Raw genomic sequence first — 21,313 nt, 5'->3', positions numbered from 1 at the left:
GCCGAGCGTGTGCGCCAGTCGCACGATGCCGTCGACCAGTGCCCGCTGCTGCGCCGACGTCGCGATCGTGCCGGTGAACAGCCGGTCGATCTTGAGCACGTCGAGCGGCACGTGCCGCAGATAGCTCAGTGACGAGTAGCCCGTGCCGAAGTCGTCGATCGCCACCCGCACGCCGAGCCGGCGCACCTCGGCCAGGTCGTCCCAGACCTGCTCGTCGTCGCGGAGCAGCAGGCTCTCGGTGATCTCCAGCATCAGGCACGACGGCGGCAGCCCGTTATCGGCCAGCTCCCTCCTGATCAGCCGGACGAAGCCGGGCGTACGGAACTGCCGGGCCGAGACGTTGACGGCGACGTACGGCGCGCCGTAGGGCTGCCCACGACGCCAGCTCCGCGCGGCCTCGATGGCCGTCCTGAGCACCCACTCGCCGATCGGCACGACGAGCCCGGACTCCTCGGCCACGTCGATGAACGCGTCCGGGGCCAGCCGGCCGCGAGTCGGGTGGTTCCAGCGCAGCAGCGCCTCGAAGCCGGCGGTGTGCCCGTCGGAGAGCCGTACGATCGGCTGGAACTCCAGCGCCAGCTGGTCGTTGTGGATCGCGTGGTCGAGCTCGGCCCGCAGCTCCAACCGCTCGGCGATCGTGGTGTGCAGCTCGGGCTGGTAGCGCCGCCACTGGCTCTTGCCGGCGCCCTTCGCCACGTAGAGCGCGAGATCGGCCTGGCGCTGCAGTTCGGCGCCGTCCTCGGCGTCGGCCGTGGTGCCGATGCCGATGCTGGCCGAGCAGCTGATCTGATTGCCGCCGATGGTGTAGGGCTCGCGCAGCGACCGGGTGATCCGGTCGGCGGCGTCTTCGACGTCGGCCGGGTCGGCGGCGTCGTCGATCAGCACCGCGAACTCGTCGCCGCCGAGCCGGGCCGCGGTGTCGTGCGGGCGCAGCGCCGCGCTGATCCGCCCGCCGACCGCCTTGAGCACCTGGTCGCCGCTGGCGTGCCCGAGCGTGTCGTTGACCACCTTGAAGTCGTCGAGGTCGATGAACAGCACCCCGACGACGCCGCGGCGCGCGTCGATCGCCTTCTGCATCCGGTCGGCGAACAGCGCCCGGTTGGCCAGCCCGGTCAGCACGTCGTGGTTGGCCCGGTGGGTGAGCTCGCGCTCCAGCCGGCGCTTGTCGGTGACGTCGCGCAATGTGAACACCAACCCGCGCACCGTCGGGTCGTCGCGCAGGTCGCGCACCGAGATCTCGACCTGAACGGCGGTGCCGTCGACCCGGTGCAGGGTCCAGTCGGTGCTGCCCCGGCCGTTGACGTCGGTGCTGCCCGCGGCGCGGCGCTGGAGCTCACGGAAGACCCGCTCGGCCCGGGGCCGCTCGAGCGGGTCGGTGTGGTCGAGCGCCTTGGTGCCCACCAGGTCGGCGTCGCCGAAGATGGCCTCGGCGGACGGGCTGGCGTACGCGATCCGGTCGTTGCTGTCGACGATCAGGATGACGTCGGCCGCGTTGTGCACCAGCGCCCGGAAGTATTCCTCGCTTGTCCGCTTGCGCAACTTCTCGCTCAGCGCCACCCGGCCGATGGCCAGCGCCGCCTGCCCGGCCAGCACCGCGAGCGGGTCCTGCGCGACGACAAGTGCGCTCTCCTCGGCGTCGACCAGCATGGCGCCCATCGTCTCTTCGCCCCCCTCGCCGCCCTCGCCGAACGGCAGAGGCAGCGCCAGGATCTGGGTCTGGCGCCCGTCCGGGATCCGGCGGGCGCCGAGCGCCTCGACTGTCGGCGCCGGCAGGTCGCCGGCACGGATCAGGGTGGGCTCGCGAAGCCGGTGGATCGCCTCGTGCGACGGGTCGGTCGGCATGTTGCCCATGTGCCGCCCGGGTGTCGCCTGGTCGGCGCCGGTCAGCAGTAGGAAGCGGTAGTTGGCGGCCGGACCGAGCACATGGCGGATGCCGTCGTCGAGGGCGTCGGCGATCCCCTCGTTGTCGGCGGCGGAGACCAATGCGGCGGTGACCTCCCGCAGCGCCCGTTCCCGGTCGATCTGCTCCCGCAACCGCTGCGCCAGGAACCACAGGCGGGTCAACACCAGCACGAACATCACGAACGAGGCGACCGCGATCACCACGCCGTGCCGGACGCTGTCGAAGGCCAACGACTCGTAGAACAGGATGCCGGGTGGGATCAGCGCGGACAGCCCGAGGAGCACCAGTCGCAGCACCGTGACCTCGCGCGGGCGGGGCAGTTGCCACTCGGTCAGACCGCGCATCGACGGCACCAGGGCGGCGCCGCCCCAGAACGCGTAGAGCGCGAAATAGCCCGCGTCGAGTGGGTTGCCGACCGGAAAGTGGCCGCCGACCCGGAACAGCGCGTCGGCGACCAGGTAACCCACCGTACCGAACACCAGCAGCAGCACGGCCGGGCTGAACCGGATGGCCGTGACGAGCCGCACGACGAGGGCGATCAGGATGATGTCGGCGACCGGGTAGGCCACCTGCAGGACGTCGGCGACCGCGCCGGTGGCCGGTTGGTCGAAGTTGGCCTCGACGGTCAGCACCCAGGCCAGCAGCCCGGTGCCGAGGATCAGCACGAGCGCGTCGATCAACGCGGGCCGGTCGCGGCCAGGTTCCGCGGCGCGGGTGAACTTGACCAGCGCGACCGCCAGCAGGACGAACGAGATCAGCAGAAGTATGTCGTCGGACAGGGTGAGCGGCGGTCTCACCGGGCCACCGCCGTGGGTGAGGTTGAAGGCGAGGTCGGAGGCGGCCATGAAGACCATGGCCGCGAAGAACCAGTACCAGGTGCCCACCATCCGGGGCCTGTTGATCCGGATGCCGACGAACACCGCCGCCACGCCGCTCACGCTGATCGCGGTCCACATGCCGGTCAGCCAGGAGTCGGGCACGACGAAGTAGACGGCCGTGAGCACGGCCATCCACAGGCCGTACGCGGCCAGCCCGACCCGCCGCGCCATGCACCAACTCCGATCAATTGCCAATTGAGAGGCATTTACACGGTACGCCGGAATGCCGGGTCGGCCGCTAGCTCGGCTTACGTACCGCTATGTCTCGATTACGTCAAGTAGCCTTCATTGGTCCGCCCATGCTGGTACGAATCTATTTAAAGCATCTCAAAACCGACATGAGGGGATTTCAGCATCATGCGTGTCTTCAGGACAGCGGGTCTCGCCGTCACGGTGGCCGCGATGGCCCTGGCCATGGCGGCGTGCGGCTCGGACACCAGCCCGTCCACCGCTCTCGCGCCAACCGGCGCGACCCCGTCGCCGAACGGCGCCGCCAGCCCTCATCCGTCGGGGACCAACACCACCGGTGGTGGCGGCGCGGCCTTCGGCCCTGGTTGCTCGTCGCTGCCGACTTCGGGGCCTGGCAGCCTCTCGTCGATGGCCTCCCAACCGGTCGCGACCGCGGTGGCCAGCAACCCGCAGCTGTCGACGCTGGCGAACGCGATCAAGACCGCCGGGCTGACCGATACCCTCAACAACGCCCAGAACCTGACCGTGTTCGCGCCCACCAACGACGCGTTCAACCAGCTCGGGCAGTCGCAGATCAACGCGCTGCTGGCCAACAAGACGCAGCTGACCCAGGTGCTCGAATACCACGTGGTGCCGCAGCGGCTGACACCGCAGAACCTGGCCGGCACGCACAAGACGATGGAAGGCCAGAACCTCACCGTCACCGGCAGCGGTGAGGACTTCACCGTCAACAACACCGCGAGCGTGGTCTGCGGCAACATCAAGACCAAGAACGCGACCGTCTACCTCATCGACGCGGTCCTCACCGTGCCGAGCTCGACGCCGACCCCGGCGGCCACCTGATCCACGCACGCCGGCAGGGGCCCCGAGCCGCGGCGAAGGGCCCCTGCCACGGTCAGCCCAGCTTCTTCGCCAGCGACCCGAAGACGATAACGGCCGGGTGCTAGCCGTCCTGGCCTTCCTCGACGGGCGCTGAGGTCTTGACAAACAACAACGGCAGCAGCAGCACACCGACGACGTACGGCGCTGCCATGTAACGCGCCGCCTGCACGTTGTTGACCAGCAGCACGGAGAGTTGCACGGCGGCGGACGGCACGGCCAGCAGGAGCAGCGTCGGGTTGCGCCGGCGCCAGGCCGCGAACCCGACCACGACGTAGGTGAGGTAGGCGAGCGTGGCGCCGCGCCAGGCGATCCACTCGACGCCGCGGCCGTTGGTCGCCCGCACGCCGCTCTGCGCGATCCGGAAGACGGTGTCGTTGAGCGGCTTGGAGACCACGGCGCCGCGGAACGGGGTCTGTGCCATCCGGGGGTCGCGGGCCACGTAGGTCTTCGCACTCCAGGGGTTCGGGTTGCGCGACAGGCCGTAGCGCGGTGTGACGCTCCAGGCGATCGCGCCCCGGCACCACCGGGTGGCGAGCACCTCGCCGGGCATCCGGCCGGCGACGCGGAACCACAGGCCCATCAGCGCGTCTCTGTTGGCGATCGAGGCGTCCCGGTCGTACGCCGGGTCGTAGACGGTCGTGTCGGTGCTGGCGCAGGTGCCGCTGGACGCCCACAGGGACAGCGGTGCGGTGGTCTCCAGCACCGCGCGGTCCTGCGCCGTGAAGCTGCCCGGGTCGTGCCGGTAGGCGACCGCGATGTCGCCGACGAAGGCCTCGAGCGAGACGCCGGCGAAGCCGTTCTTCACGCCCAGCGCGGGCAGCACGGCCAGGTTGAGCCCGAGCGCGACCACGATCGCGGCGAGCCCGGCGATGACGATCTTGACGCGGGCGCCGGCCAGCACCGCCGCGCCGACCGCGGCGACGATCGCGACCATCACGAAGCCGTTCTGGCGGAACACCGCGGCCAGCAGCGCCTCGGCGCCCAGCAGCCAGACCAGGTGACCGCCGCGCCGCTCCCGGCCGGCCGCGACCAACCGGACCAGCGTGCCGACCAGGAACGTGACGGCGATGACGAACCCGACGTCTTTCCAGACGCAGGCGAAGAACGTGCCGACCGGGGGCAGCGCGACCAGCACGGCGGCGGCGGGCAGCAGCGCGGCGGCCGGCGCGCCCAGCCGGCGCAGGCCGGTCAGCAGGTAGGCGACGGCGGCCGCCATCGCGATCGTCTGACCGAGCGTCAGCGCGCCGACACCACCGGTCAACTGCAAGGAGAGCCAGACCAGCGCGGTGTACGGGATGGAGTGGTGGTTGTTCCAGTTGCCGGTGGTCGACTGCCAGATGTAGTCGAGGGAGTCCGGGCTGAACAACCCCGGGAAGTTGGCGGCCCACCAGAACAGCAGCCCGGCCTGCGCGATCAGGTAGGCGGCGACCGCCACCCAGCCGTCACCGCGCAGCCACTGCCGCGAACCCGCGACCGTGGGTGCCGTGCCCGGCTCGACCGCAACGGACGCGGGAGTCGACATCGGGGTGGCCTCCAGGGTCGGTCGCGCAGCCTGGCGCTACCGACCTCTGGGCACGATCGTAGAGCAGCCGCGAGGCTTGCTCACGGTCTCCCTCAGAACAGGTTGATCGTGAAAACCTCGAACGGCGCGGCGTAGCGGGTGCCCAGCCGGGTGCCGGCGGCGCGGCCGATGCCCTCCAGGAACTCCTCCGGGTCGAAGGCGCCCTCGCCCAGCCCGCGCAGGTAGGCCTCGTGCGCCTGGAGCGACTCGAGGCCCCGGTCGAAGGTGCCGCTGATGTCGACCGCGTGCCGGCCGTCGGGGGAGCCGGCGGCCCAGACCTGGCGGACCCCGCCCCAGGGCTCCAGACCCAGCTCCGGGAAAATCCACCGGTTGCCGGCGTCGCGCACCGCGTCGAGGGTGGCCCGCCCGGTGGCCATGTGGTCCGCCTGGTTGAGCGCCTCCGCGCCGTCCCAGGTCTCCCGGAAGTTGTTGGTGATCACGATGTCCGGCCGGTGCCGGCGGACCACCTTGGTGAGCTCGCGGCGCAGCGGGACGCCGTATTCGATGATCCCGTCGGGCAGGCCCAGGAACTCGACGGCGGAGACGCCGACCACGCCGGCCGACGCCCGCTGCTCGGCCTCGCGGACCACCTTGGTCTCGTCGGGCGACATCCCGTCGATGCCGGCCTCCCCGCTGGTGACCAGGCAGTAGACGATCTCCTTGCCCTGCCCGGTCCAGCGGGCGACCGCCGCCGCGGAGCCGAACTCGAGATCGTCGGGGTGGGCCACCACGGCCAGCGCCCGTTGCCAGTCTTCCCGCACGGACTCGAAGGGCGCGAGGTCGGACACGGTGCGACTCCTGTCGGTCATTCGGCTGCCGGCATGCTGGGGCCCACGTGGGTCGCCAGCCATTCGTTGAGCGGCGCGGACGCGCGGAGGAAGTCTGCCACGCGGCGCTTGGCGGCGGCAGTGCCCAGCCAGGGTGCGACCGGCCACTCCTTCCACGCCACGACGCCCTTGTGGCGGAGCAGGTCGGCCCGCGGGTGGTCGGCCGGATAGCCGCGGGGCACCCGTTTGAGCCGGTCGTGGCCGTGGATCCGGACGCCGTCCGCGGCGGCCTCGGCGACCAGCCGCTCCAGCCGTGGGCCGCTCTTGTCGTCGTCGACCGCGGCGCGGTAGCGGAGCAACTGGTCGCGCTCCATGTGATACATCCCGCTGCCGGCGGCCAGCCCGGCCGCGGACAGGTGGATGTAGCCGCCGCGGCTCAACGTCGCGGCGATCGCCGTCTTGTAGGGCGACTTGTCGGCGCTGAACCGCACGTCGCGGTAGGGGCGGAAGATCCGGCCCGGGCCGAACTCGGGCTCCAGTTCGTCGAGCAACTCGGTCATCGGTGCGCGGACCAGGTCTTCGTAGACGTCTTTGTGCGCCGTCCAATAGGTCTTCGAGTTGTCGGCCTCGAGCCCCTCGTAGAACTCGAGAGCCTCACTCGGCCAGCCACGGAACGCCACGGGATCGACTTTAACCCCAGGTCTGGCCGCCCTCGGCCAGGTACACCGGGCCGGCGTACGCGGACCGGGCGGCGTCGAGCGAACTCGTGCCCGGCAGGCCCGGCCAGAGGTGGGTGAGCAGCAGCCGCCCCGCGCCGGCGGCGGTCGCGGCCGCGGCGGCGTCCAGCGCGCTGCTCAACCGGCCGGCACTGTGCGCGGGGACCGCCTCGGGGTAGGTCGCCTCGGCGATCAGCAGGTCGGCTCCGTCGGCCAGCGCGGCCAGGCCGGCTGTCGGCCCGCTGTCGCCCTGGTAGGCCAGCGCGGTGCCGCCGGCCGCGACCCGTACGCCGTTGTTCGGGACGAAGTGCGGCAGTTCGCGTACGTCCACGGTGAACGGTCCGATCTGGAGCCGGTCGCCGTCGCCGATCGGATTCGGTGCGTGGTCGAGCATCCCGGGCCGGTCCAGCGCGAGGACCGCGTCGAGTGCGCCCGGCGGGGCGTAGACCGGCAGGGCCGGCGGCGGTTGGTCGGCCAACGAGCGGGCCCGCAGCAACGGGCTGAGGTCGGCGCAGTGGTCGGGGTGGCCGTGGGTGATCAGCACCGCGTCGACGGCGGCCGCCGGTTATGCGACGTTTCCCCGGCTCCTCGCCGTCTGTCCGGCGTCCAGCAACAGCCGGAACCCGTCGTGCTCGACCAGGAAACCGCTGCACGCGTCGCCGGCCTCGGGGAAGGCCCCTCGGGCACCGAGCACGGTCAACTCCACCGGCAGGAGGCTACCCTCGGACGGGTGAGCACAGACGGCGCCGTCACGCTGGCCGGGCTTCCCGCCAGCGTCCTGCTGCCGGGGCACGACGTGCCCCTGGGGCGTTACACCACCGTGCGGCGGCTGTTGCCGCAGCGACCGCGCCGGATGATCGGCGCGTGGTGCTTCGTCGACCAGTTCGGGCCCGACGACGTGGTCAACCGGCCGGGCATGCAGGTGCCCCCGCACCCGCACACCGGCCTGCAGACCGTCACCTGGCTGGTCGCCGGCGAGGTGTTGCACCGCGACAGCCTGGGCAGCCTGCAGACCATCCGGCCCGGGCAGCTCAACCTGATGACCTCGGGGCACGGCATCGCGCACTCCGAGGAGTCGCCCGAGCGGCACCCGCCACTGATGCACGGCCTGCAGTTGTGGGTCGCGCTGCCCGAGGAGGCGCGGCACCAGCCGGCCCGCTTCGAGCACCACGCACAGTTGCCCTCGGCCGACCTCGCCGGCGTCACCACCACCGTGCTCGTCGGGGAGTTGGGCGACCTGACCTCGCCCGCCCGGGTGCACACCCCGCTGATCGGCGCCGAGTTGCTGCTGGAGCCGGGCGCGCGGCTGTCCTTGGCGCTGCGCAAGAACTTCGAGTACGGCCTGCTCGCGCTGGACGGCGCCGCCGACGTGGGCGGCACCGAGCTGACCCCGGGCGGCCTGCTCTACCTCGGCGAGGAACGCACGACCGCCACCATCGCGAGCGACCGGGGCGCACGACTGTTCCTGCTCGGCGGCGAGCCGTTCGAGGAGCCGCTGGTGATGTGGTGGAACTTCGTCGCCCGCAGCGACGAGGAGATCCGCCAGGCCCGGGAGGAGTGGACCGCCGGCGACCGGTTCGGGGTGGTGCGTGGCTACGCCGGCGAGGCGCTACCGGCGCCCGCCTTGCCGACGACGAAGCTCAAGGTGCGCGACCGGCACGGCAACACGCTGTAACGTGTTGCCCGGCTGGCACGGCAACACGCTTTAACGCGTTGCCCGGCTGGCAGAGCCACAGATTCCGCTATCTCAAGATGATCCCGCGCACGTAGGCGGCCTGGCCGGCGTGTTGCACGTCGTCGTTGAGCACGCTCACCAGCCGCACGCCCATCGTCACCGGAGGGTTCCAGCCGCGATCGACGATCCGGTCGAGGTCTTCCGGCGTGACCGCCTTGACCAGCCCGGCCGTGCGGTCGTGCACGGCCTGGTAGTAGTCGACGAGCACCTTGCCGCTGGCCGGGCGCACGCCGAGGACCTCGTCGGGGCCGTGGGCGTAGCCGGTGTCGTCGGGATCGGCGGTCAGCTCGAAGCGCGGCGCCCATGGCCCGGTCACCCAGATCTGGTCGTCGCCGAGCAGGTCGGCGACGTGGTGGTCCTGGATCCGGGTCAGGTGCCAGACGAGCCAGCCCACGGTGTTGGCACCCGGCGCCGGCGGCCGGCGCAACTGCTCGGCGTCGAGGCCGGCCACCGCGCCGCGGACTAAACCGGGTAGCCGCCCGAAGGCGTCGCTCAACAGGTCGTTGATGTCCATCCGCACCATCATGCCCCTGGTTGGTTAGCGTCGGCCCGTGAAAGACGAAGGCACGATCGACCTCACCCTGACCGGGCACCTGGCGACCATCACGATCAGCAACCCACCGCGGCGCAACGCGTTGACCCCGGCGATGTGGCGCCGCCTGCCGGACCTGCTGGACGCCGCCGCGGCCGACCCCGAGGTGCGGGTGCTGGTGTTGACCGGCGCCGGCAACACCTTCAGCGCCGGCGCCGACCTCACCGGCGTGCAGGACCTGGTCGGCGCCGATGGCCCGCCGACCCGGGCGGAGGAGCGGCTCGCAGCCTTCCCGAAGCCGACCATCGCCCGCGTGCGCGGCTATTGCGTGGGCGGCGGGTGCCAACTCGCGGTCGCGTGCGACCTGCGTATCGCGGCTCTCGACGCGCGGTTCGCGGTGCCGCCTTCCCGCCTCGGCATCGTCTACCCCGGCCCGGCCACCCGCCGGCTGCTCGGCCTGGTCGGCCCGGCGGCGGCGAAATGGCTGCTGTTCACCGCCGACCAGATCGACGCGACCCGGGCCGCCGCGATCGGCCTCGCCGACGAGGTGGTGCCGGCCGACGAGCTCGACGCTCACGTGGCCCGCCTGGTCGACACGATCGCCCAGCGTTCGCAGCTCTCGATCGCCGCGGCGAAGGAGACGATCGACCTCGCCGTGGCCGGCCGCCCGTCGCCCGAGCGCGAGGCGTTCTGGCAGGCCGAGATGCTCCGCGCTGGCGACGTCGCCGAGGGCGCGACCGCGTTCCTGGAGCGGCGGCCGGCCGACTTCCGCTGGCGTCCGTGATCAAAACGTATTCATTTTCGCCAATAGCGTTTCCATTATTCCGGTGATATGACGTCGACCTAATGGTCAGGATCGGTCGTCCACTAAACGTTGACGCCGATCTATTCGACTGGAAACATGTCGACAGATCGATGCCTCCGGATCGGCCGACCGGCCGGTCCACATCCCCCGGGAGGATCAGTGAGTATCACCCGACGCGTCATGCTCTCCGCCACGGCCACGACCCTGGTGGCGGGAGCACTCTTCGCGGTGTCTCCAGCTCAAGCGGCACCGACCCCGCTGAGCCCGGATGGCGCAGCCCGCATCGCCGACTCGCTCGGCGCCGACCGCAACGCCGGTTCCTATGTCGACTCGTCCGGCGCGACGGTCGTCAACGTGACCGACGCCGCCGCTGCCGCGCAGATCAAGGCCGCCGGTGGGCAGGCCCGCATCGTCAAGCGCAGCGGCGCCGACCTCGCCGCCCTGACGTCCCGTCTGGACAAGGGCGTGACCGGCACCGCCTGGTGGGTCGACCCGGTCAGCAACCAGGTCGTCGTCGACGTCGACACGACCATCACCGGCGCCAAGCTCGCGACGCTGCGGAGCGCCGTGGCCGCCAGCAACGGCGGTGCCCGGATCGAGAAGCTGACCGGCAAGCTGAGCACCACGATCTCCGGTGGCGACCCCATCTACACCGGCGGCGCCCGCTGCTCACTCGGCTTCAACGTGCGCTCCGGCACGACCTACTACTTCCTGACGGCCGGCCACTGCACCAACATCGGCAGCACGTGGTACGCCAACTCGAGTTCGACGACCGTCCTGGGCACCCGCGCGGGCACCAGCTTCCCGGGCAACGACTACGGGATCGTCCGCTACACCAACACGACGATCACCAAGACTGGCGGCGTCGGCAGCGTCGACATCACCAACGCCCGCACCCCGAGTGTGGGTGAGCGGGTCACCCGCCGCGGCAGCACCACCGGCATCCATTCCGGCACGGTTCTCGGCCTCAACGCGACCGTCCGCTACGCCGAGGGCACCGTCAGCGGCCTCATCCGCACCAACGTCTGCGCCGAGCCCGGCGACAGCGGCGGCTCGCTCTACGCCGGCAACTCGGCCCTGGGCCTGACCTCCGGCGGCAGTGGCAACTGCAGCAGCGGCGGCACCACCTACTTCCAGCCCGTCACCGAGCCGCTGAGCGTCTACGGCGTCAGCGTCTTCTGATCGCGCCCTCCCCCAGGGGTCCGCATTCGAGGCGGACCGCCGGCGACCCCCGGACCCCGAGCCGGGGGTCGCCGCGCGACCATGGTCAGGTGCGTATCGAGGTGAACGGCCGGCCCGCGGCCGCGCAGGAGTTGTTCTCGACCTACGGGCATTTCACCGCGATGCAGGTACGCGGCGGCGGGGTGCAGGGCCTGGCCAACCACCTCGACCGGCTCGACGCGGCCAACCGCGAACTGTTCGGCCGCCCGCTGGGCCCCGAGCGGGTGCGGGAGTTGGTGCGGCACGCCCTGGCCGGCGAGGGCGATGCCGCCGTGCGTGTCGCGGTGCGGGACCCGGATCTGGTGCTGGTCTCGGTGGCACCGCCCACGGCGCCGGCCACCGGCCCGGTGCGGCTGCGGTCGGTGCCCTACCTGCGGCCGTTCCCGCACCTCAAGCACCTCGGCGGGTTCGCGCAGACGGAGTGGGCCCGGCGGGTGCGGGCCCAGGGATACGACGACGCGCTGCTGACCGGGGCGGACGGCACGGTGGCCGAGTCGTCGGTGGCCAACATCGGCTTCTTCGCCGCCGACGGCGCGGTGGTCTGGCCGACGGCACCCTGGCTGCACGGCACCGCGATGTTGTTGATCGAGCAGCACCGGCCCACCACTCAGCAGCGGATCACCCTGGGCGACCTCGGCGGGTTCCACGGCGCATTCCTCGCCAACTCGATCGGCCTGGCCGGCGTCGCATCGATCGATGACATTCCCTGCCTACCCGACCCGGGCCTGATGGCCGGTCTCGACCGCCTTTTCGCCGCCGTACCCTGGGATCCCGTTTAAGCGTTTGCCGGCAGGGCCGGTGCTGGTCATCATTGAACGCATGTGCGTGGGAGTGCGGCGAGCTAGCGGCGCCGAGCCGGTCGGCTGAGGTTTCGTCCTCGCCTGACCCTCGGTGCCGGCTCGGCGGTTGCGCCAACCGACCCCACGCGTCCGCGACGCTTCGCGGTGAGGAGCCCAGGCCTGGGCTCGTGGGCGCGCTGCTCCACGCGACCGAAACGGCGTCCATCATGCGATCCGATCAGATACGCACGACCTTCCTCGACTATTTCGGCGGCCTCGGACACCTCGAGGTGCCGGCCGGCCCGCTGGCGCCCGACGAGGGCGACCTGCTCTTCACCAACGCGGGCATGGTGCAGTTCAAGCCCTACTACCTGGGTCTGTCCCGGCCGCCGCGATCGCGGCTGATGTCGGCGCAGCCCTGCGTGCGCACCGTCGACATCGACCGGATCGGGCTGACCGACCGGCACGCGACGGCGTTCGAGATGCTCGGCAACTTCGCGTTCGACGACTACTTCAAGCGCGAGTCGATGGCCTGGGCGCTCGACCTGCTCACCGGCGGCTTCGGGCTGGAGCGCGACCGGCTGTGGATGACCGTGCTCCGCGGCGACGAGGAGAGCGTCGACCTCTGGCGCTCGCTCGGCGTGCCCGAGGAGCGGATCCAGCGGCTCGGCCCCGACGACAACTTCTGGAGCATGGGCGTGCCCGGCCCGAGCGGGCCCACCTCGGAGATCTTCTACGACCGCGGGCCGCGGGTCGGCCGCGACGGCGGCCCGGCCGTCGACAGCGAGCGCTTCGTCGAGTTGTGGAACCTGGTGTTCATGCAGTACCGGCGCGGCGACTCCGACGACGAGATCCTCGGCGACCTGCCCGGCCGGCACATCGACACCGGGCTGGGCCGGGACCGGCTCGCGCTCGTCCTCCAGGGCGTCGACAATCTCCAGGAGATCGACGTCGCGCGGTCGACGCTGGCCGCGGTGCGCGCGCTGACCGGCCGCGACGACGAGCCGGCGGCGCACCGGCTCGTCACCGACCACGTCCGCACGGCGGTGCTGCTCATCGCGGCGGGGTTCCGGCCGGGCAACGAGGGCCGCGGCTACGTCGTGCGCCGGTTGCTGCGGCGCGCGGTGCGCCGGTTGGTGTTGCTCGGTGTCGACGAGCCGGGGCTCGGCCCGGTGGCGGCGAGCGTGCCCGGCGGCGACCCGGCGGTCGTCGAGGTCGTCGAGCGCGAGGAGCGCACGTTCCGGCGCACGCTGCGGGCCGGCAACCGACTGCTCGACACCGAGTTGCGGCGCGGCCCGCTGACCGGCGAGACGGTGTTCAAGCTGCACGACACCTACGGCTTCCCGGTTGACCTCACGGTCGAGATCGCAGGGGAGGCCGGGGTGTCGGTCGACACCGACGGCTTCGCGCGGCTGATGCGCGAACACCGCGAGCGCAGTCGCGCCGGTCGTCAGTAGATGTTCTTCGCGTAGTCGGGGCCGTAGTGCCGGTCGAGCTCAGCCAGGGTCTCGGCCGGCCGCTCCACCTCTTTGATCAGCATCGCCCGGCGGGGGAGCACGTCGGGTTGCCAGGTCTGCGGCTTCCACAGCTCGGAGCGCAGGAACGCCTTGGCGCAGTGGTAGAAGATCTGCTCGATCTCGACCTGGAGCGCGAACGCCGGCCGGTGCCCGCGGACGGTCATCTGGTCGAAGTAGGGCGCGTCGCGCAGGATGGTCGCCCGTCCGTTGATCCGCAGCGTGTCGTCGCGGCCGGGGATGAGGTAGATCAGGCCGACGTGCGGGTTGTCGATGATGTTGTGGAAGCCGTCGGCCCGCTTGTTGCCGGGCCGTTCGGGGATCGCGATGGTCGTGTCGTCGACCACCACCGTGAAGCCGGGCGGGTCGCCCTTCGGCGAGACGTCGCAGGTGCCGTCGGCGCCCGCCGTCGCGACCAGGCAGAACGGCGCGGCGGCGAGCCATTCCCGATCGCGCTGGTGCAGCTCCTTGCGATCCTTCTCGAGCACCCGCTGGCCGGGCTGGCCGAGCAGGGCGCGAAGCTCCTCGTGTGACGTGACCGCGGTCATCCGTCCTCCCCCGATGGTCGTCTGCGCCGCCGACGGTACGCGATTGGGGCAAAGCCGCACGCGACATATTTCTGGGCGGTTTGATATGAGAGGACGTTTTCATCACCTTTGGGGGCACGGAGGCACCGGTGCAGGACGTGGCGTACATCTTGATCTCGATCGCGCTCTTCGTCGTGCTGGCGATCATCGTGCGGCAGGTCGAGCGGCTGTGAGCGCGGTCAACCTGGCCGGGTTGATCATCGCGTTCCTGGTGGCCGTGTTCCTGGTCGTGGCGCTGCTCTTCCCGGAGCGGTTCTGATGCCGGAGCGCCGCTGATGTCCACGACGATCGCCGGCGTCTTCTTCGCCCTGTCGCTCGTGCTCTTCGTCGGGCTGGCCTACCGCTACTTCGGCGACTACATCTTCCGCGTGGTCACCGGCACCCGGCACTCCCGGGTCGAGCGGCTGATCTACCGCCTGGTCGGGGTCAACCCCGCGGCCGAGCAGAGTTGGCCGGTGTACGCCCGCAGCGTGTTGGCGTTCTCGCTGCTGTCCATCCTCTTCCTCTACGGCTTCACCCGGCTGCAGAGCAAGCTGCCGCTCTCGCTCGGCTTCCCGGCCATGTCGCCGCACCAGGGCTGGAACACCGCGACCAGCTTCGTGACCAACACCAACTGGCAGTCGTACGCGGGTGAGTCGACGCTCGGCCACCTGGTGCAGATGTCCGGGCTGGCGGTGCAGAACTTCGTCTCGGCGGCCGTCGGCATCGCCGTCTCGGTCGCGCTGATCCGCGGCTTCGCCCGCAGCCGCACCCAGGCACTCGGCAACTTCTGGGTCGACCTGACCCGGATCACGCTGCGGGTGCTGCTGCCGGTGTCGGTGGCCGTCGCCATCGTGTTGATCGCCGGCGGCGTGGTGCAGACGCTGTCAGGCGGCACCGACGTCACCACGCTCACCGGCGCCACCCAGCACATTCCCGGTGGGCCGGTGGCCAGCCAGGAGGTCATCAAGGAACTCGGCACCAACGGCGGCGGGTTCTACAACGCCAACAGCGCGCATCCGTTCGAGAACCCCACACCGTGGACGAACTGGATCGAGATCTTCCTGCTCCTGCTGATCCCGTTCGCGATGCCCCGGGTGTTCGGCCGGATGGTCGGCGACAAGCGGCAGGGTCACGCGATCCTGGCCGTCGTGACGATCCTGGCCATCACCAGCGTGGTCCTGGTCAACACGTTCGAACTGCTGCACAACGGCACGGTGCCCAACTCGGTGAACGCCGCGTTCGAGGGCAAGGAGGTGCGCTTCGGCGTCTCCGACTCGGCGACCTTCGGCGCCGCCACGACGCTCACCTCGACCGGTGCGGTCAACTCGTTCTTCGACTCCTACACCGCGCTGGGCGGGATGATCCCGATGATCAACATGATGCTCGGCGAGGTCGCACCGGGCGGTGTCGGCTCCGGCCTCTACGGCGTTCTGATCCTGGCGATCATCACGGTTTTCGTCGCCGGACTGATGGTCGGGCGCACACCGGAGTATCTCGGCAAGAAGATCTCTTCCCGCGAGATCAAGTTCGCGTCCCTGTACTTCCTGATCACGCCCGCGGTCGTGCTGATCGGCATGGCCACCGCGATGGCGACCAAGAACAAGGACACGATGCTCAACACCGGGCCGCACGGGTTCTCCGAGGTGCTCTACGCGTTCACCTCGGCGGCCAACAACAACGGCTCGGCCTTCGCCGGCATCACCGTGAACGACCAGTGGTGGGACACCGCGACCGGGTTGTGCATGGTGATCGGCCGCTTCCTGCCGATGGTGTTCGTGCTGGCACTCGCCGGTTCGCTGGCCCGGCAGCGCCCAGTGCCCGTCTCGGCCGGCACGTTGCCGACCCACCGACCGTTGTTCATCGGCATGGTCGTCGGCGTCGTGATCATCCTGGTCGCGCTGACCTTCCTGCCGGTGCTCGCGCTCGGCCCGCTGGCCGAAGGGCTGTGAGGCGACCATGACCGCGGGCGTGCTCGAACAACCCAGCCGCATCGGCGGCGGCCTGCTCGACCCGCGACAACTCGGGAAATCGCTGCCGGACGCCCTGCGCAAGCTCAACCCGGCCACGCTGTGGCGCAACCCGGTGATGCTCATCGTCGAACTCGGCGCGCTGTTCACCACCGCGCTGTCCATCCAGGACTCGTCGACGTTCGCGTGGCTGATCACGGTCTGGCTGTGGCTTACGGTGATCTTCGCGAACCTGGCCGAGGCGGTCGCCGAGGGCCGGGGCAAGGCGCAGGCGGCGACACTGCGCCGGGCCCGGCAGGAGACGGTGGCGCGGCGGCTGGTCGACTGGCGCGAGGGCCAGACCTCGCCCCGGGAGGAGGCGGTCGACGCCGTCCAGTTGCGGCAGAACGACGTCGTGGTCGTCGAGGCGGGCCAGGTCATCCCCGGCGACGGTGACGTGGTCGAGGGCGTCGCCAGCGTCGACGAGTCGGCGATCACCGGCGAGTCGGCACCGGTCATCCGCGAGTCGGGCGGTGACCGCAGCGCGGTCACCGGTGGCACCCGGGTGCTCTCCGACCGGATCGTCGTGAAGATCACCCAGAAGCCCGGCGAGAGCTTCATCGACCGGATGATCAGCCTGGTCGAAGGCGCCTCGCGGCAGAAGACGCCCAACGAGATCGCGCTCAACATCCTGCTGGCCGCGCTGACCATCATCTTCCTGCTGGCCGTGGTCACGCTGCAGCCGGTGGCGATCTTCGCGAAGGCGTTCCAGGGCGCGGCGCCCAACACGCTGACCATCAACGAGCACGGCGTGACCGGGATCGTGCTGGTCTCGCTGCTGGTCGCGCTGATCCCGACCACGATCGGCGCGCTGCTGTCGGCGATCGGCATCGCCGGGATGGACCGGTTGGTGCAGCGCAACGTGCTGGCCACGTCGGGGCGGGCGGTCGAGGCGGCCGGCGACGTCAACACGCTGCTGCTCGACAAAACCGGCACGATCACCCTGGGCAACCGGCAGGCGACCGAGTTCCTGCCGGTCGCCGGCGTGCCGGCGGCGGAGTTGGCCGACGCGGCCCAACTCTCCAGCCTGGCCGACCAGACCCCGGAGGGCCGGTCGATCGTGGTGCTGGCCAAGATCGAGCACGGCCTGCGCGAGCGCGACGAGGGCGTCATCCCGTCGGCGGAGTTCGTGCCGTTCACCGCGGAGACCCGGATGTCGGGTGTGGACCTGGCCGAACCCGGCAGCGCGCCCCGGCAGATCCGCAAGGGCGCGGCGTCGGCGGTGATGCGCTGGGTCCGGGAGAACGGCGGGCGGCCCAACGAAGAGGTCGGTGGCGTCGTCGACGGGATCTCGGCGACCGGCGGGACCCCGCTGGTGGTCGCCGAGCACGTCGCGGGGGAACCGGCCCGGGCGCTCGGTGTCGTACACCTCAAAGACGTGGTCAAGAGCGGGATGCGGGAGCGGTTCGACGCGATGCGCCGGATGGGCATCCGGACCATCATGATCACGGGCGACAACCCGCTGACCGCGCGGGCGATCGCCGAGGAGGCCGGCGTCGACGACTTCCTGGCCGAGGCCAAGCCGGAGGACAAGCTCGCGCTGATCCGGCGTGAGCAGGAGGGCGGCCGGCTGGTCGCGATGACCGGCGACGGCACCAACGACGCGCCCGCGCTGGCGCAGGCCGACGTCGGGGTCGCCATGAACACCGGCACGTCGGCGGCCAAAGAGGCCGGCAACATGGTCGACCTCGACTCGGACCCGACCAAGCTGATCGAGATCGTCGAGATCGGCAAGCAGTTGCTGATCACCCGGGGCGCGCTGACGACGTTCTCGATCGCCAACGACATCGCGAAGTACTTCGCGATCATCCCGGCCATGTTCGCGGCCGTGTTCCCGAGCCTCGACGGGCTCAACATCATGCGCCTGAGCTCGCCCGCGTCCGCCATCACCTCCGCGATCATCTTCAACGCGCTGATCATCGTCGCGCTGATCCCGCTGGCCCTGCGCGGTGTGCGCTACCGGCCGAGCAGCGCCTCGTCGCTGCTCAGCCGCAACCTGCTGGTCTACGGGCTGGGCGGGATCATCGCACCGTTCGCCGGCATCAAGGTCATCGACGTCGCCATCATCCAGTTCATCCCGGGGATCTCCTGATGCGGCTACCCAACTGGCTGGGCCAGCATCTCGCGGCGTTCCGGGCGGTGCTCGTGTTCACCGTCGTGCTCGGCATCGCGTACCCCTTGCTGCTGGTCGGTATCGGTCTGATCCCCGGGCTGCACCACAAGGCCAAGGGTTCGCTGGTGAGCGCCGGCGGGAAGAACGTCGGCAGCAGCCTGATCGGCCAGAGCTTCGTCGACGCCGACGGCCGGGGGATTCCGCGCTATTTCCAGAGCCGTCCGTCGGCGGCCGGCGACGGCTACGACCCGACCGCGAGCTCGGCCAGCAACCTCGGTCCGGAGAGCATCGAGGACATGCCGGACATGCCTAGCCTGCTCACCCAGGTCTGCACCCGGAGCCGGGAGATCGGCGCGCTCAACGGCGTCGACGGGGCGCGCCCATTCTGCACGCGGTCCGGAGTGGGGGCGGTGCTGCGGGTGTTCCGCCGCGACGGGCTGACCGGGCCGGTGACCCGGGCGGTGAGCGTCAACCAGGTCGCGCCGGAGCCACCGTTCATCGCGACCTACGGCGGCGTCGCCGTGGAGAGCGCGGTGCCGGGGGAGGACTACAGCAAGGCCGTACTCGTGCCGATCCGCGGCGACGCGCCGAGTGCGCCGGCGGTGCCGTCGGACGCGGTGACGGCCAGCGGTTCCGGGCTCGACCCGCACATCACGCCGGCGTACGCGCAACTCCAGCTGCCTCGGGTGGCGCGGGTGCGCGGTGCCACGCAGGCGGCGATCCAACGCCTGGTCGACGACAACACCGACGGCCGGTCGGTCGGCTTCATGGGCCAGAAGCGGGTCAACGTCGTGCTGCTGAACCTGGCGCTCGACCAGGAGTTCCCGGTGCGCTGATGGTTCAAGTGTCCAGCAACAGGGTGAGGGTGTGCTGAAGGTGAACGGTGACCAGCTTGGCGCTGGTGTCGGCGTCGTGGCCGGCGAGCGCCCCGACCAGTGCGCGATGCTCGGCGGTGGCCTCGGCCAGCCGCTCGGGGTGGGTCTTCAGCGACTCGCCGACATACCGGGCGGTGCTGCCCTGCGCGCTGGTGACGAGGGAGAAGAGGCGCGGTGAGCGGGACGCCCGGCCCAGCACAGCGTGGAACGCCCAGTTCAGCTCCGCCCAAGCGGCCGGGTCCGTCTCCTGGTCCATCCGGTCCAGCAGGTCGCCGGCCGTCGCCAGTTCGTCGGCCGTGATGTGCCGGGCGGCCCGGCGGATCGCCAGCGGTTCGAGGGCCGACCGGATCTCGTAGATCTCGCGCAGGTCGTCGTGGTCGAGGTCGTGCACCACGGCGCCGCGGTGCGGGTCGATCCGGATCAGGCCGTCGGCGGCCAGGTCGCGCAGCGCCTCCCGGACCGGGGTGGTGCTGACCGCGAGCCGGCTGGCGATCTCGGCCTGGCCGAGGTGGGTGCCGCCGGCCAGCAGGCCGCTGACGATCGCCCGGCGCAGGGTGTCGCGGACCAGCTCGTGCGCGGTCCGCCGCTGTGGCCCGGGCACCAGCGTCGTGAGGTCCAGCCCGTCAAGCACACCGTGCATTATGTATCAGCGCAGGCTGAGCTCGATCGTGGCCAACGTCTGCTGCAGGTGCTCCAGGACCAGCTTGGCCGCGCCGTCGCCGTCGCGGTCGCGGCACGCGTCGAGCAGCCGCTGGTGGTGCCGGTTGGCGGTGTCGCGGTGGTCGCCGCCGGTGGCCCGCAGCGCGAGATTGACGTAGACGGCGGCGTTGTCGTCGAGATGGTTGAGGATCTCGGCCAGCCGGTCGAGCTGGGCGGCGCTGTTGAGCAGGCGGTGAAACTCGCGGTTGAGGGCGACCCAGCGACCGAGGTCGGGGCCGCCGTCCATCTCGGACCGCAGCCGCTCCAGGGCCGCGAGCGTCTCGGGTGTCATCGCCCGCACGGCGATCGTCACCGCTTCGGGCTCGAGCAGGCGGCGGATCAGGTAGATCTCGCGGACCTCGGCCAGGCTGGTCTCCCGGATCACCGCGCCGCGGTGTGCGTCGAGCCGGATCAGTCCTTCGGAGGCCAGATCGCGCAACGCTTCGCGCACGGGCGTGGTGCTGACCTGTAACCGCGCGGCGATGTCGGCCTGGACGAGGCGGGCGCCCGCGCCCAGGGTGCCGTCGAGGATCGCCAGGCGCAGCGAGTCGCGGACCATCTGGTGAGCGGTGCGCCGTTCACCGGGGATGAGCTGCGCCTCCACGACCTGCTCCTTCTGGGGGTGAGGCATCACACGGCACAATGCATTGTGCAGTATCTGTTGTGCACCGATTCGATGCGATGGCGGCTGTCAATGTGTGAAGCAGGCTATACCAGATAAGCCATATTCCGTTCGTTGGTGTATGGCTCCGCACAATGTCGGCAATCGGCTTGCGCCGATAGCTGTCCAGCGCGAGGTGACCCGGTCCGGCGGTGAGCCTGGCCGCCGATCCTCGCGCGAGGCGCCTAGCGCAGCGCGCACCGGTCCGGCGGTATCCCGGTCCGGCGGGTCCTCGCGCGAGGCGGCTAGCGCAGCGCGCAACGGTCTGGCGGTGTGCCGGTCTGGCGGGTCCTGGCGCTAAACGGCTAGCGCAGTGCGCCGGCCGGCCCGGCGGTGTGCCGGTCTGGCGGGTCCTGGCGCGAAACGCCTAGCGCAGCGCGCCGGCCGGTCCGGCCGGTCCTGACGCGAAACGGCTAGCGCAGTGCGCCGGCCGGTCCGGCCGGCAGCTTGCCGAGCAGGTCCCAGATTTCGGGCTGGTCCGTCACGGCGTCGGCGACCACCGGGTCCGTGCTGGCCAGCAGGGCCAGGTGGCGGGCCGCGTGTGCGGCGACCGCGTCGGCATCGACGTGCGGCGGGGACGGGGTCAGAGCCGTGCCGCCGATGACCATCCGGTCTGGTGACAGCGGAATCGTGTGCGACGGCGCCGGGTCGGGGAGTGCGGCGTAGGTCAGCACCACCGACCCGGCGGCGTAGCGCCAACTGGTCGAGTGGAGCGTGGCGCCGGGCGTGCACAGGCGCAGGCCCGACAGGTGCAGGGCCAGGTCGTCGGGATGCGTCCCGGCCGGCAGCGGGGCGGACACGGTGCGGAACCGCAGTGTGCCGCCCTCTGCGGACAGGAGCACCACCTCGACGATCGTCACGTGTCGCATCTTCGCGGTTGTTGCCACACATGTGCAACAAGGCCGGCC

General features: G+C 70.9%; 20 protein-coding genes and 1 pseudogene. 10 read left to right on the top strand and 11 right to left on the bottom strand.

What is annotated here, in order from left to right:
* A partial coding sequence (locus AB0J74_RS31525; RefSeq protein ID WP_363454425.1) for an EAL domain-containing protein occupies positions 1-2,952 on the bottom strand: 2,952 nt, incomplete at its 3' end.
* 426 nt (positions 2,953-3,378) lie between these two features.
* On the opposite strand from AB0J74_RS31525, the gene AB0J74_RS31520 reads away from it, so the two are divergent.
* Positions 3,379-3,813 (top strand): fasciclin domain-containing protein, encoded by a 435-nt coding sequence (locus AB0J74_RS31520; RefSeq protein ID WP_363454423.1) that lies wholly within the window; start codon positions 3,379-3,381, stop codon positions 3,811-3,813.
* Between the two features lie 100 nt (positions 3,814-3,913).
* On the opposite strand, the gene AB0J74_RS31515 is transcribed toward AB0J74_RS31520, so the two are convergent.
* The 5 genes and pseudogenes from AB0J74_RS31515 to AB0J74_RS31495 form a co-directional block, all read right to left on the bottom strand.
* Entirely contained in the window at positions 3,914-5,374 is a 1,461-nt protein-coding gene (locus AB0J74_RS31515; protein ID WP_363454421.1) for a hypothetical protein, read from the bottom strand.
* 92 nt (positions 5,375-5,466) lie between these two features.
* Positions 5,467-6,201, bottom strand: coding sequence for a PIG-L deacetylase family protein (locus tag AB0J74_RS31510; protein WP_363454419.1), 735 nt, complete (start codon positions 6,199-6,201; stop codon positions 5,467-5,469).
* 17 nt (positions 6,202-6,218) lie between these two features.
* Positions 6,219-6,860 (bottom strand): DUF2461 domain-containing protein, encoded by a 642-nt coding sequence (locus AB0J74_RS31505; protein ID WP_363454417.1) that lies wholly within the window; start codon positions 6,858-6,860, stop codon positions 6,219-6,221.
* Positions 6,861-6,870: 10 nt separating this feature from the next.
* Positions 6,871-7,443 (bottom strand): annotated as a pseudogene (locus tag AB0J74_RS31500) (MBL fold metallo-hydrolase); the annotation flags it as partial.
* Positions 7,444-7,461: 18 nt separating this feature from the next.
* Entirely contained in the window at positions 7,462-7,602 is a 141-nt protein-coding gene (locus AB0J74_RS31495; RefSeq protein ID WP_363454415.1) for a hypothetical protein, read from the bottom strand.
* A gap of 24 nt (positions 7,603-7,626) precedes the next feature.
* Here AB0J74_RS31495 and AB0J74_RS31490 point away from each other — a divergent pair, with 24 nt between their 5' ends.
* The gene (locus tag AB0J74_RS31490) at positions 7,627-8,571 is read left to right on the top strand and encodes a pirin family protein (RefSeq protein WP_363454413.1); all 945 of its coding nucleotides are present in this window, start codon (positions 7,627-7,629) and stop codon (positions 8,569-8,571) included.
* 67 nt (positions 8,572-8,638) lie between these two features.
* Here the strand turns inward: AB0J74_RS31490 and AB0J74_RS31485 are convergent, their stop codons facing one another.
* Positions 8,639-9,145 carry a DinB family protein gene (locus tag AB0J74_RS31485; RefSeq protein WP_363454411.1) on the bottom strand — a complete coding sequence of 169 codons (507 nt, stop codon included), beginning with the start codon at positions 9,143-9,145 and terminating at the stop codon, positions 8,639-8,641.
* 37 nt (positions 9,146-9,182) lie between these two features.
* Here AB0J74_RS31485 and AB0J74_RS31480 point away from each other — a divergent pair, with 37 nt between their 5' ends.
* The 4 genes from AB0J74_RS31480 (at position 9,183) to AB0J74_RS31465 (ending at position 13,425) form a co-directional block, all read left to right on the top strand.
* Entirely contained in the window at positions 9,183-9,947 is a 765-nt protein-coding gene (locus tag AB0J74_RS31480) for an enoyl-CoA hydratase/isomerase family protein (RefSeq protein ID WP_363454409.1), read from the top strand.
* A gap of 201 nt (positions 9,948-10,148) precedes the next feature.
* The gene (locus AB0J74_RS31475) at positions 10,149-11,150 is read left to right on the top strand and encodes a S1 family peptidase (RefSeq protein WP_363454436.1); all 1,002 of its coding nucleotides are present in this window, start codon (positions 10,149-10,151) and stop codon (positions 11,148-11,150) included.
* Between the two features lie 89 nt (positions 11,151-11,239).
* Positions 11,240-11,968, top strand: a complete 729-nt coding sequence (locus AB0J74_RS31470) for an aminotransferase class IV (RefSeq protein ID WP_363454407.1) — start codon at positions 11,240-11,242, stop codon at positions 11,966-11,968.
* 227 nt (positions 11,969-12,195) lie between these two features.
* Complete coding sequence (locus tag AB0J74_RS31465; RefSeq protein WP_363454405.1) at positions 12,196-13,425, top strand: alanine--tRNA ligase-related protein; 1,230 nt, start codon at positions 12,196-12,198, stop codon at positions 13,423-13,425.
* Here AB0J74_RS31465 and AB0J74_RS31460 read toward each other — a convergent pair.
* Positions 13,419-14,030: a pyridoxamine 5'-phosphate oxidase family protein gene (locus AB0J74_RS31460; RefSeq protein WP_363454403.1), complete on the bottom strand. Its 612-nt coding sequence runs from the start codon at positions 14,028-14,030 to the stop codon at positions 13,419-13,421. The genes AB0J74_RS31465 and AB0J74_RS31460 overlap by 7 nt on opposite strands.
* Before the next feature lie 208 nt (positions 14,031-14,238).
* Between AB0J74_RS31460 and AB0J74_RS31455 the strand changes: the two genes are divergently transcribed.
* From AB0J74_RS31455 to AB0J74_RS31440, 4 genes are read left to right on the top strand one after another with little or no spacing between them, the layout of a single operon-like run.
* On the top strand, positions 14,239-14,328 hold the full coding sequence (locus tag AB0J74_RS31455; protein ID WP_363454401.1) for a potassium-transporting ATPase subunit F: 90 nt from the start codon (positions 14,239-14,241) through the stop codon (positions 14,326-14,328).
* Positions 14,329-14,344: 16 nt separating this feature from the next.
* Positions 14,345-16,000, top strand: coding sequence for a potassium-transporting ATPase subunit KdpA (kdpA, locus tag AB0J74_RS31450; protein WP_363454399.1), 1,656 nt, complete (start codon positions 14,345-14,347; stop codon positions 15,998-16,000).
* A gap of 7 nt (positions 16,001-16,007) precedes the next feature.
* Positions 16,008-18,149, top strand: coding sequence for a potassium-transporting ATPase subunit KdpB (gene kdpB / locus AB0J74_RS31445; RefSeq protein ID WP_363454397.1), 2,142 nt, complete (start codon positions 16,008-16,010; stop codon positions 18,147-18,149).
* A complete protein-coding gene (locus AB0J74_RS31440) occupies positions 18,149-19,006 on the top strand; it encodes a potassium-transporting ATPase subunit C (protein ID WP_363454395.1) in 858 nt (285 codons plus the stop codon). The genes kdpB and AB0J74_RS31440 overlap by 1 nt, the downstream gene beginning before the upstream one ends.
* A gap of 4 nt (positions 19,007-19,010) precedes the next feature.
* Here the strand turns inward: AB0J74_RS31440 and AB0J74_RS31435 are convergent, their stop codons facing one another.
* The 3 genes from AB0J74_RS31435 to AB0J74_RS31425 form a co-directional block, all read right to left on the bottom strand.
* On the bottom strand, positions 19,011-19,676 hold the full coding sequence (locus AB0J74_RS31435) for a GntR family transcriptional regulator (protein WP_363454393.1): 666 nt from the start codon (positions 19,674-19,676) through the stop codon (positions 19,011-19,013).
* Between the two features lie 15 nt (positions 19,677-19,691).
* A complete protein-coding gene (locus tag AB0J74_RS31430; protein ID WP_363454391.1) occupies positions 19,692-20,348 on the bottom strand; it encodes a GntR family transcriptional regulator in 657 nt (218 codons plus the stop codon).
* 470 nt (positions 20,349-20,818) lie between these two features.
* Positions 20,819-21,265, bottom strand: coding sequence for a hypothetical protein (locus AB0J74_RS31425; RefSeq protein ID WP_363454389.1), 447 nt, complete (start codon positions 21,263-21,265; stop codon positions 20,819-20,821).
* Positions 21,266-21,313 lie beyond the last annotated feature (48 nt).

This window comes from Asanoa sp. NPDC049573, assembly GCF_040676615.1.
Taxonomy (GTDB): Bacteria; Actinomycetota; Actinomycetes; order Mycobacteriales; family Micromonosporaceae; genus Asanoa.
Note: the sequence above shows the minus strand (reverse complement) of the source record. Positions and strands in the feature narration are given on the sequence as shown.